Below are 9,329 nucleotides of genomic sequence, written 5' to 3' on the forward strand. Positions count from 1 at the left end.
GCAGCCCGGAAACCACCACCGGTGGTAACGCGCTGAAGTTCTACGCTTCGGTTCGTCTGGATATCCGCCGCACTGGCGCCGTGAAAGAAGGCGACGAGGTTGTCGGCAGCGAAACCCGCGTCAAGGTTGTGAAGAACAAGGTCGCTTCGCCGTTCCGTCAGGCGGAGTTCCAGATTCTTTACGGCAAGGGTATCTACCTTAATGGCGAGATGATCGACCTGGGTGTGTTGCACGGTTTCGTCGAAAAATCCGGCGCCTGGTATGCCTACAACGGCACCAAGATCGGTCAGGGCAAGGCCAACTCGGCCAAGTTCCTGGCGGATAACCCGGAAATTGCAGCAACCCTCGAGAAGCAACTGCGTGACAAGCTTCTGAGCCCAGTTGCGGACGTCAAGTCGGTGGCTAACCGCGAGACTGCAGACGACCTGGCTGACGCTGACATCTGATCGATTCGATGACCGTCGTACTCGATAACCTCGTCGCGGTGCGGCGAACCGCGATGGACCTGCTCGCCAGGCGCGAGCACGGTCGAGTCGAGCTGACGCGTAAGCTGCGTCAGCGCGGCGCTCCAGATGAGTTGATCGACACGGCCCTCGACCGTTTGACGGAAGAAGGCTTGTTGTCGGAGTCTCGTTACCTTGAGAGCTTTGTCTCTTATCGCGCTCGCTCTGGATACGGCCCCTTGCGAATTCGTGAGGAACTCGGTCAGCGTGGCTTGCAGCGCCCGGATATCGAACTGGCCTTGCGCGAAAGCGGTATCGATTGGCAGGCGCAACTGATGGACACTTGGCGCCGCAAGTTCTCAGGGCATCTGCCCATCGATGCTAGGGAGCGAGCCAAGCAAGGACGTTTCCTGGCATATCGAGGATATTCCATGGAAATGATCAACCGTTTATTCAGCGGGCGCGGCATGGACGACTAAACAACAATGGCCCGCTATTTTGATAGCGGGCCGTTTTTTTATGGACTCAGGTCACCTTGATCGGCTCCCAGGTGAGGGGTTGGGCCTTGGTGGCGGGCTGGGCCCAGTTTTCCGACAGGTTGATGTAATCCACCAGTTCCCTCAAACGACCGTGATCGCGGGCATTGAAGGTAAAGGCCAGTCGGGTCAGATGGCTGAAACGGGCCTCGTCGTGTTCCTCGCCGGCGTAGGCGTGTTGATGAAAACAATCGTTGAGGCACAGGTCGGCAAACTCCGCCTGCAAATGCCCAAGGGCCTGCTCGTTCAGCTTGTGATTCATACGGATCACGAATTGATGTTTGAGCCAGCGGCTGGAGTGGAAGTTGCTGTAAAACTGATTGATCTCCTCTACTGCCTCTTGAGCGCTGTACACCAGGCGCATCAACTTCATATCGGTGGGCAGGATGTAGCGGTTTTCTTCCAGTTGCTCACGGATGAAGTGCAGGGCGCCTTGCCAGAACTTGCCTCCCGGTACATCCAGCAGCACCACCGGCACCAGCGGGCTTTTACCGGTTTGCACCAACGTCAGGACTTCCAACGCTTCATCGAGGGTGCCGAAACCGCCCGGGCAGAGCACCAGTGCGTCGGCCTCTTTGACGAAGAACAGCTTCCGGGTGAAGAAAAAGTGGAACGGCAGCAGATTCTGCGTGCCGTCAACGGTCGGATTCGCATGCTGTTCGAAAGGCAAGGTGATGTTGAAACCCAGGCTGTGGTCCCGGCCAGCGCCTTCATGGGCGGCCGCCATGATGCCACCGCCGGCGCCAGTGATGACCATCATGTCCGAGCGTGCCAACTCCGCCCCCAGTTCCCGGGCCAGGCCGTACAGCGGATGTTCGATGGGCGTTCGGGCCGAACCGAAGACCGTGACCTTGCGTCGGCCCTTGAATTGTTCGAGCGTGCGAAAAGCGTGCTCCAGTTCTCGCAAGGCCTGCAGCGTGATCTTGGCATTCCAGCGGTTGTGATCTTCCTGGGCCATGCGCAGGACGGTCAGGATCATGTCTCGGTAGATGGGGAGGTTCGGGCTGTTGGGGGAGACCAGGTTGAGTTGCTCTTCGACCTTGCGGGTGAGGTCGTGTCCATGGTTCTCAAAATGACGACTCAGCAAGTCATTCGGTTTGTAAGGCATTCAGCTTCTCCTTCTTGGCAAAACCCCAGCCCGAACGAGAGATTCGTCAGGGCCACGACACTCCGTGTGTCGTTGTCAGCCCAGGACCGTGCCTGGACGTTCGACCTGGTTCGACGCGTCGTGCGACAGGCGACCAAGCCATCCTGCGGGTTCTGCGTTTCCCTTGTATGAAAGAACTGTCACGCGCAAAGGTGTCGGTAGGGCAGCCTCGTTCTGCCTTAAGCAAAGAGATACTTTTGAATCTAGTCCCTCGCGCGGATCTTCGCTGTCTTGATCATGGCGCTCAAAAAATATCGTTGGCAACCGCTCAAATGTCATGCCGCTCGTCAGATTGCCAACTAGGTGCGTGCCGCTCTGATTAACTGATTAGCAAGCATTCAATGCTATGGCGCGTCCAGGACTGGACGCTGCGCGATGGATTGAAGTGGATCGGGCATGGAGGCGGGACTGATGACCAGAGTAACTTTGGAGCTCGACAAGCAGTTATACCTGACGCTGTTGAAAGCGGCTCATGCTAATCGGGTAAGCCTCGAGGAGGAGTGCTGTCGCCGGTTGGAAGGCCGAGCATGGCGCTCGCGCTACCTGCAGGCGCTGGTGGCGGAACTGCGCGCCGACGATGAGCAGCGGCGCGCCAGTTCGGGTTGATTATTTTTTGGTCTTGGCCGGTTTCGGGCAGTCGGATTCCTGGAAGCGCTCAGTCGCAATGGGGCGATTGGTCTTAACTTCGGTGAACTCGTAGCGCATGGTCGCGCCTTGGGCCATCAATTTGCGCAAGCCTGGGTTGGTACACACGGTGGCACCCAGCTGGAAATAGACGGCCTTGGGGTCGGCCCGCATTTTCTGGGCGTGGCTGCTTTGCACGCTCAGATGATTGATCAGCTCAGTGCCTTCTACGGTATAGCCCTGGTCGAGAATGTCCTCGTTGATTGCCCGGGGCGTGCCGGCGCTGCTTTGCGCGGCTACATTGCGCAGCATCTTGTTCAGTTCGAGTTCTTTCAGCGAAGCGGCCTGTGCGGTGACGGACGTCGCCAGTAGCACGGCAACGGTGGGGACGATAAGGCGCAGCATGAAACTCTCCTGGTTCAGTGACTGGTGGTTCGACCGGTCACATGGCTGTGCGTTCAGTGGTGGCGAATTATAGGGTAGGCCGGGTGGACGGTACAGGTTTGCGCGCTCTGGTAGACTGCCGGCCTTTATCCTGCCGAGTCTTGTTCGTGTCGATTTTCCCTGCCTGTCGGCGTCGCCTGCGATGAACCATGCCCCTAACGCCGTAGCCCGTCTGCGCGACCTGCGCATCGATGAAGGTATCAAGCCGATTCAGGCCCGTGGCTGGCGCGCGCCCCGTTGCAGCGCCTGCCGGGTGATCGAGAGCCATTGCCTGTGCGCCTGGCGTCCGAGCGTCGAGGCTCATTCGGGTGTCTGCCTGATCATGACCAACAAGGAAGTGTTCAAGCCGAGCAACACGGGTTGGCTGATTGCTGACGTAGTGCGCGACAATCACGCGTTCATCTGGTCACGCACCGACGTCGACGAACAACTGCTGGCGCTGCTCAACGACCCGCAATGGCAGCCATATCTGGTGTTTCCCGGTGAGTATGTCGAACCATCGCGGGTCACACATACCGTCAACCTCGATCAGGGCAAGCGTCCGTTGTTCATTCTGCTGGATGCGACCTGGACCGAGGCGCGCAAGATTTTCCGTAAAAGCCCGTATTTCGACCGTTTGCCGATTCTGAGCCTGCTGCCCGACAGGCTGTCGCGCTACCGCTTGCGCCGCTCGACTCGCAGCGACCATCTGTGCACCGCCGAAGTGGCGGCGTTATGTCTGGAACTGGCTGGGGACAGTGACGCTGCCTCGGCCCTGGATGCCTATTTCGATGTGTTCAGCCAGCATTACCTGGGTGCCAAACGACAGCAGGAGATGGATGTGTCCACTGCGGCCCACGCTGAGTTGCAGCCCTTTATTCGTACGGCGCAGCCAGTGTTGGCTTAATAGTGGCCCATACTGAACACGGTAGCGGCCGTGCTGCTTGACCACCCCGGTTTCGCTGGGCATGCTTGGCGCCGATTAGGGTACGGCCAAGGTTTGAAACGCCGTGTTTTTACGTGTTGGCGTTGAACGTACCCCTTTGATGCCGCGGCATGTCGGTATCTTGAGTTGCTTGGGCAAGGCGTGAGTGCATCAGGCCTGCCATTAAAAACAGGATCATTTGAAAAATGGCCACATACGAAATCCTGATAGCCGATGACCATCCGCTCTTTCGCAGCGCGTTACATCAGGCGGTGACCATGGGGCTGGGCCCCGATGTCCGACTCACGGAAGTGGCCAGTATTGCGGAACTGGAGGCCCGGCTGACTGAAAAGGCCGATTGGGATCTTGTGCTGCTGGATCTGAACATGCCGGGCGCTTATGGTTTTTCCGGGCTGGTCTTGCTGCGCGGCCAATACCCGCAAATTCCTGTGGTGATGGTATCGGCCCAGGAAGAAGCTTCGGTGATGGTCAAGGCCCGGGAGTTCGGCGCCAGTGGCTTCATTCCTAAATCCAGTTCCCTTGAGATGATCCAGGTAGCCGTCAAGGCGGTCCTGGATGGCGATGTGTCCTGGCCTCCCCAGGCATTCGAAGCTGTGAGCGTGTCCGACGAAGCCAAGGCCGCCAGCGAAGGGCTGGCCAGCCTCACTCCGCAGCAGTTCCGCGTGTTGACCATGGTGTGTGAAGGCCTGCTGAACAAGCAGATTGCCTATGAGTTGAACGTGTCCGAAGCCACCATCAAGGCCCATGTCACTGCAATCTTTCGTAAACTGAATGTGCGCACCCGGACCCAGGCGGCCTTGCTGCTGCAGCAACTTGAGTCCATTTCACCGCAATCGTAGCGTTTTGTTCACGCTTTTTTGACCGGGTTTGAATTAGCTTCTCCACCCCTTTTGATCAGTTGCCCACTTATGTCGCCTTTTAAAGGCCAAACCGGCCTGAAACGCATCCTCAACGCCTCCGGCTATTCTCTGGACGGCCTGCGCGCGGCCTTCGTTGGTGAAGCCGCGTTTCGTCAGTTGGTCTTGCTCAACGTCATCCTGATTCCGTTGTCGTTCTTCCTGAATGTCAGCCGTGTCGAGCAGGCGCTGCTGATTGCGGTCTGCCTGCTGGCATTGATCGTGGAGTTGCTCAACTCGGCGGTGGAGGCGGCCATCGACCGCATTTCCCTGGAGCTGCACCCGTTGTCGAAAAATGCCAAGGACATGGGCAGTGCCGCTCAGTTCGTTGCTTTGAGCATGATTGCCTTGGTGTGGGGCCTGATTTTGCTCTAGTGCCCCGGCGCTCAGGCAATGGGGGGCAGGACGATTTCGTCGCTGCGCTGCACGCCAGCGGTGAATGCCCGGCACAGTTCGAGGAATTCGCGCATGGCCGACGTCTGGTATTTTTGTTTGTGCCAGATGAAATAAAACTGCCGGGCCAGGTCCATGTCCGGGGTTTCCACGGCTACGAGACTGCCGCGCCGGAAGGCGTCACGCAGGGCCAGGCGTGAAATGCAGCCAATCCCCAGGCCCGATTCCACGGCTCGCTTGATGGCTTCGGTGTGTTCCAGTTCCAGACGCACGTTCAGCGCACTGCGATGGTGACGCATGGCCTGGTCGAAGGTCAGGCGGGTGCCGGAACCTTGCTCCCGCAGAATCCACGCCTCATGGGTCAGTTCCTCCATGCTCGCCTGGCCGCGTTTGGCCAGCGGATGTTGAGGGGCGCAAAACACCACCAGTTCATCCTCGACCCAGCTCTGGACCTCGATGTCCGGATGGCTGCAGTCGCCTTCGATTAGACCCAGATCAATTTCATAGTGAGCAACCTGGTGCACGATATTGGCAGTGTTTTGCACATGCAGCTTCACCTGGCTTTCCGGATGACGCTGCATGAAACTGCCGATCAGCAAGGTCGCCAGGTAATTGCCGATGGTCAGGGTGGCGCCCACCGCCAGTGAGCCGAAACCGGACTTGCCGTTGAGCAGGTCTTCGATCTCCTTGGATTGGTCCAGCAGCGCCACCGCCTGGGGCAGCAGTTGTTTGCCCAAGGCATTGAGACTCAGGCGTTTGCCGGCGCGGTCGAACAATTGGCAGCTGGACTGGCGCTCCAATTCGGTGATGGAGGTGCTGGCCGCCGACTGCGAAAGATTGAGCAGGCCCGCGGCACGGGACACGCTCTCTTGCTGGGCGACGGCGACGAAGACTTGAAGTTGACGTAGAGTAAATCGCATATCGATATAACCGATAACCCTTATCTTAATAATTCATTTAACAGATATTGTCGCCGCCATTAGAATGCGATGCAATTGCGCAAATTAACGACGCAGGCATCATTCCCAGGAGTCCCCGTACATGAGCAACATGAACCACGAGCGTGTCCTCAGTGTTCATCACTGGAACGACACTCTGTTCAGCTTCAAGTGCACCCGTGATCCGGGCCTGCGCTTCGAGAACGGTCAGTTCGTGATGATCGGCCTGCAGCAGCCCAACGGCCGCCCGCTTATGCGCGCTTACTCGATCGCCAGTCCGAACTGGGAAGAGCATCTCGAATTTTTCAGCATCAAGGTGCCTGACGGCCCGTTGACTTCCCAGTTGCAGCATCTGAAGGAAGGCGACGAGATCATCATCAGCAAGAAGCCCACCGGCACCCTGGTGCTGGACGATCTCAAGCCTGGCAAGCATTTGTACCTGCTCAGCACTGGCACCGGGTTGGCGCCATTCATGAGCGTGATCCAGGATCCGGAAACCTACGAGCGTTTCGAAAAAGTGATCCTGTGTCACGGCGTACGTTACGTCAATGAAGTGGCCTACCGCGAGTTCATTACCGAACACCTGCCGCAGAACGAATTCTTTGGCGAAGCGCTGCGTGACAAACTGATCTACTACCCGACCGTTACTCGCGAACCGTTCGAGAACGAAGGCCGCCTGACCGACCTGATGCGCAGCGGCAAGCTGTTTCGCGACATCGGCCTGCCGCCGATCAACCCGCAGGACGACCGCGCCATGCTGTGCGGCAGCCCGAGCATGCTCGACGAGACCAGCGAAGTGCTCAACAGCTTCGGCCTGACTGTTTCGCCACGCATGCGTGAGCCGGGTGATTACCTGATCGAGCGGGCGTTTGTAGAGAAGTAAGCCTCGGTTTATGCGGTGGTTGATCGATCGCCATCGCGAGCAGGCTCGCTCCCAAAATGGAATATGTGGGAACACAAATCTTGTGGCCACTGAAGTTCAAAGGTGGGAGCGAGCCTGCTCGCGATAGCCGCAACGCGGTCTGCAGTTACCCATGAAAAAGCCCGCGCTACCTGAAAAAGGCAGCGCGGGCTTTTTCGTTTCTGGCGGTTACGATTTCGCCGGAATCACTTCCAGCACCTTGATCACCCCGGGCTGCGGATAATGCCAACGCACATCCAGATCCCAGAACTGCGCACCATATTCCCGTTCGGGCGTAGGAATCTGGTACGCCGGACGTGGGTCTTGGGCCAGGCACTGTTCGATCAGCTCCACCAGGGGTTCTTCCAGGCGCTTGGCGTGGTCGCGGGCCTGATGCAGGGCAGAGCTGGCCCATCGCACCGCAATCAGCTCAGGCGCTGCGCTGGCGATGTTGTTGTGCGCCGAGCCGATGATGTCTGCGTAGGGCACGTAGGGTTTGATATCCAGCACTGGGGTGCCGTCCAGCAAGTCGATGCCCGAGATCCACAGGCGCCCGGCTTCGACCCGCTCCAGTTTCACCACCGACTGGCCGATGCCGTTGGGGCGATGGGTGGCGCGAGTGGCGAACACCCCCATGGACTTATTGCCGCCCAGACGCGGCGGGCGCACTTTCAGCCGTGGCTTGTCTTCCAGGGCCTGGTGGAACAGGAACAGCAGCCAGACATGGCTGACCTGCTCCAGGCCCTGCACCGCATCGCCCTGATCGAATGGCGCCACCAACTCCAGCACACCGCGCGCGGCCGGGGCCAGTTGCGGTTGACGGGGAATGGCGAACTTCTCCTTGAAGCAGGAGCGGACGTAGCCGATGGGGGAGACGTTGTAGGTCATGGTTCGGCGGGAAATCAGCCGCGAACGCGCAGCGTCAGGCCCTTGAGGAAGTTGCGCAGTAACTGGTCACCGCACGGGCGATAGTTGGTGTGGCCGAACTTGCGGAACAATGCGCTCAGTTCCGGCTTGGACACCGGGAACTCCGCGGCCTTGAGGATGGCGTGCATGTCGTCTTCCTTCAGTTCGAAGGCCACCCGCAGCTTCTTGAGGATGATGTTGTTGGTGACCGGCACTTCGATTGGCTGCGGTGGACGGCTTTCGTCCTTGCCGCGCTTGAAGATCACCAGGCCGTCGAGAAAATGCGCCATGACTTCGTCAGGGCAGAACACGAAGCCTTCTTCCTCGTCTTTCTTGAGGTAACCCACCAGATCCGCCATGGGCACTTCCAGGCCACCCAGCTTGATGATCTCGATGACTTTTTTGTCGCTGATGTCGAGCATGTAGCGCACGCTGCGAAGTACGTCGTTGTGAACCATGTGTGCAATCCTGATCAATCGGCAGTGGGCGCCGCAGCTCGGTGCGGCGCCGGAAAAAGAAACTAGAACTTCTCTTTGGTGGACAGGTAACGCCACTGGCCCAGGGGCACCTTACCGATGGACACGCCGCCAATGCGGATGCGTCGAATGGCCACCACCTTGAGGCCGACCGCCTGGCAAAACAGCGCGATCACCCCCGGTTGCGGGTTCTTCATTGCAAAGCGCAAGCGGTTCTCGTTCTGCCAACTGGCCTTGACCGCCGGCAACTCCTTGCCTTTGTAGGTCAGGCCATGGTTCAGGCGATTGAGGCCATGGGCGACCATTTCGCCTTCGACTTCCACCACGTACTCCTGCTCGATCTTGGCGGCGTCGGCGGTGAGCTTGCGCAGAATCTTCCAGTCCTGGGTGAACACCAGCAACCCACTGGCGTTGGCCTGCAGGTCGGCACTGGCGGTCAGGCGCAGAAAGTGGCCCTTGAGGGGGCGTTTGCCGAAGCGGTGTTCTTCGCTCAGGGTCTGTGGTCCAAGGGACGCCATCGCCGTGTCTGCATCCATGCCCGCTGGGGCGTTCAACAGGAGGGTGACCGGCTCTGGCGCGGTGGCCTTGGCCTCGGGGTCGAGTTCGACTTTCTGGGTAGTGACCTTGAACTGCGGTTCGTCGATCACTTCGCCGTCCACGGTGACCCAGCCGCCCTCGATGAACAGCTCAGCCTCCCGAC

12 protein-coding genes and 1 pseudogene are annotated in these 9,329 nt (G+C 58.9%); 7 read left to right on the forward strand and 6 right to left on the reverse strand.

Going from position 1 to position 9,329, the window contains the following annotated elements; all coding sequences use genetic code 11:
- Together GSM73_RS26875 and recX are read left to right on the forward strand one after the other, a co-directional pair.
- Window positions 1-446, forward strand: a pseudogene (locus GSM73_RS26875) (DNA recombination/repair protein RecA); the annotation flags it as partial.
- 8 nt (window positions 447-454) lie between these two features.
- The gene (recX, locus tag GSM73_RS04405) at window positions 455-922 is read left to right on the forward strand and encodes a recombination regulator RecX (protein WP_107321595.1); all 468 of its coding nucleotides are present in this window, start codon (window positions 455-457) and stop codon (window positions 920-922) included.
- A 46-nt stretch (window positions 923-968) separates the two neighbouring features.
- Here recX and GSM73_RS04410 read toward each other — a convergent pair whose 3' ends face one another.
- Entirely contained in the window at window positions 969-2,087 is a 1,119-nt protein-coding gene (locus GSM73_RS04410; protein ID WP_139051024.1) for a TIGR00730 family Rossman fold protein, read from the reverse strand.
- Between the two features lie 450 nt (window positions 2,088-2,537).
- Here GSM73_RS04410 and GSM73_RS04415 point away from each other — a divergent pair, with 450 nt between their 5' ends.
- A complete protein-coding gene (locus tag GSM73_RS04415; RefSeq protein WP_160891688.1) occupies window positions 2,538-2,732 on the forward strand; it encodes a hypothetical protein in 195 nt (64 codons plus the stop codon).
- On the opposite strand, the gene GSM73_RS04420 is transcribed toward GSM73_RS04415, so the two are convergent.
- Window positions 2,733-3,155 (reverse strand): PA3611 family quorum-sensing-regulated virulence factor, encoded by a 423-nt coding sequence (locus GSM73_RS04420; protein ID WP_047230027.1) that lies wholly within the window; start codon window positions 3,153-3,155, stop codon window positions 2,733-2,735.
- Between the two features lie 181 nt (window positions 3,156-3,336).
- Here GSM73_RS04420 and GSM73_RS04425 point away from each other — a divergent pair, with 181 nt between their 5' ends.
- The 3 genes from GSM73_RS04425 (at window position 3,337) to GSM73_RS04435 (ending at window position 5,390) form a co-directional block, all read left to right on the forward strand.
- Complete coding sequence (locus tag GSM73_RS04425; RefSeq protein WP_160891690.1) at window positions 3,337-4,080, forward strand: tRNA-uridine aminocarboxypropyltransferase; 744 nt, start codon at window positions 3,337-3,339, stop codon at window positions 4,078-4,080.
- 224 nt (window positions 4,081-4,304) lie between these two features.
- Window positions 4,305-4,958, forward strand: a complete 654-nt coding sequence (erdR, locus tag GSM73_RS04430; protein WP_047230029.1) for a response regulator transcription factor ErdR — start codon at window positions 4,305-4,307, stop codon at window positions 4,956-4,958.
- Between the two features lie 69 nt (window positions 4,959-5,027).
- Complete coding sequence (locus GSM73_RS04435; protein WP_139051022.1) at window positions 5,028-5,390, forward strand: diacylglycerol kinase; 363 nt, start codon at window positions 5,028-5,030, stop codon at window positions 5,388-5,390.
- Between the two features lie 11 nt (window positions 5,391-5,401).
- Here GSM73_RS04435 and GSM73_RS04440 read toward each other — a convergent pair whose 3' ends face one another.
- On the reverse strand, window positions 5,402-6,328 hold the full coding sequence (locus GSM73_RS04440) for a LysR family transcriptional regulator (protein WP_160891692.1): 927 nt from the start codon (window positions 6,326-6,328) through the stop codon (window positions 5,402-5,404).
- A 121-nt stretch (window positions 6,329-6,449) separates the two neighbouring features.
- Here GSM73_RS04440 and fpr point away from each other — a divergent pair, with 121 nt between their 5' ends.
- Complete coding sequence (gene fpr, locus GSM73_RS04445; protein WP_003184787.1) at window positions 6,450-7,229, forward strand: ferredoxin-NADP reductase; 780 nt, start codon at window positions 6,450-6,452, stop codon at window positions 7,227-7,229.
- Window positions 7,230-7,436: 207 nt separating this feature from the next.
- Here fpr and tsaA read toward each other — a convergent pair whose 3' ends face one another.
- From tsaA to GSM73_RS04460, 3 genes are all read right to left on the reverse strand, one after another.
- Entirely contained in the window at window positions 7,437-8,135 is a 699-nt protein-coding gene (gene tsaA / locus GSM73_RS04450) for a tRNA (N6-threonylcarbamoyladenosine(37)-N6)-methyltransferase TrmO (protein ID WP_047230032.1), read from the reverse strand.
- Between the two features lie 14 nt (window positions 8,136-8,149).
- Window positions 8,150-8,611 carry a DUF1456 family protein gene (locus GSM73_RS04455; RefSeq protein ID WP_047230033.1) on the reverse strand — a complete coding sequence of 154 codons (462 nt, stop codon included), beginning with the start codon at window positions 8,609-8,611 and terminating at the stop codon, window positions 8,150-8,152.
- Between the two features lie 62 nt (window positions 8,612-8,673).
- A partial coding sequence (locus tag GSM73_RS04460) for an rRNA pseudouridine synthase (RefSeq protein ID WP_256676701.1) occupies window positions 8,674-9,329 on the reverse strand: 656 nt, incomplete at its 5' end.

This window comes from Pseudomonas sp. PICF6, from assembly GCF_009831705.1.
Lineage (GTDB): Bacteria > Pseudomonadota > Gammaproteobacteria > Pseudomonadales > Pseudomonadaceae > Aquipseudomonas > Aquipseudomonas rhizophila.

Excerpts from the sequence above, each read along its gene's own strand:
- GSM73_RS04425 (WP_160891690.1), top strand. The coding sequence starts at position 3,337 with ATGAACCATGCCCCTAACGCCGTAGCCCGTCTGCGCGACCTGCGCATC.
- tsaA (WP_047230032.1), bottom strand. The coding sequence starts at position 8,135 with ATGACCTACAACGTCTCCCCCATCGGCTACGTCCGCTCCTGCTTCAAG.
- GSM73_RS04410 (WP_139051024.1), bottom strand. The coding sequence starts at position 2,087 with ATGCCTTACAAACCGAATGACTTGCTGAGTCGTCATTTTGAGAACCAT.
- erdR (WP_047230029.1), top strand. The coding sequence starts at position 4,305 with ATGGCCACATACGAAATCCTGATAGCCGATGACCATCCGCTCTTTCGC.
- GSM73_RS04455 (WP_047230033.1), bottom strand. The coding sequence starts at position 8,611 with ATGGTTCACAACGACGTACTTCGCAGCGTGCGCTACATGCTCGACATC.
- fpr (WP_003184787.1), top strand. The coding sequence starts at position 6,450 with ATGAGCAACATGAACCACGAGCGTGTCCTCAGTGTTCATCACTGGAAC.
- recX (WP_107321595.1), top strand. The coding sequence starts at position 455 with ATGACCGTCGTACTCGATAACCTCGTCGCGGTGCGGCGAACCGCGATG.
- GSM73_RS04415 (WP_160891688.1), top strand. The coding sequence starts at position 2,538 with ATGACCAGAGTAACTTTGGAGCTCGACAAGCAGTTATACCTGACGCTG.
- GSM73_RS04420 (WP_047230027.1), bottom strand. The coding sequence starts at position 3,155 with ATGCTGCGCCTTATCGTCCCCACCGTTGCCGTGCTACTGGCGACGTCC.
- GSM73_RS04435 (WP_139051022.1), top strand. The coding sequence starts at position 5,028 with ATGTCGCCTTTTAAAGGCCAAACCGGCCTGAAACGCATCCTCAACGCC.
- GSM73_RS04440 (WP_160891692.1), bottom strand. The coding sequence starts at position 6,328 with ATGCGATTTACTCTACGTCAACTTCAAGTCTTCGTCGCCGTCGCCCAG.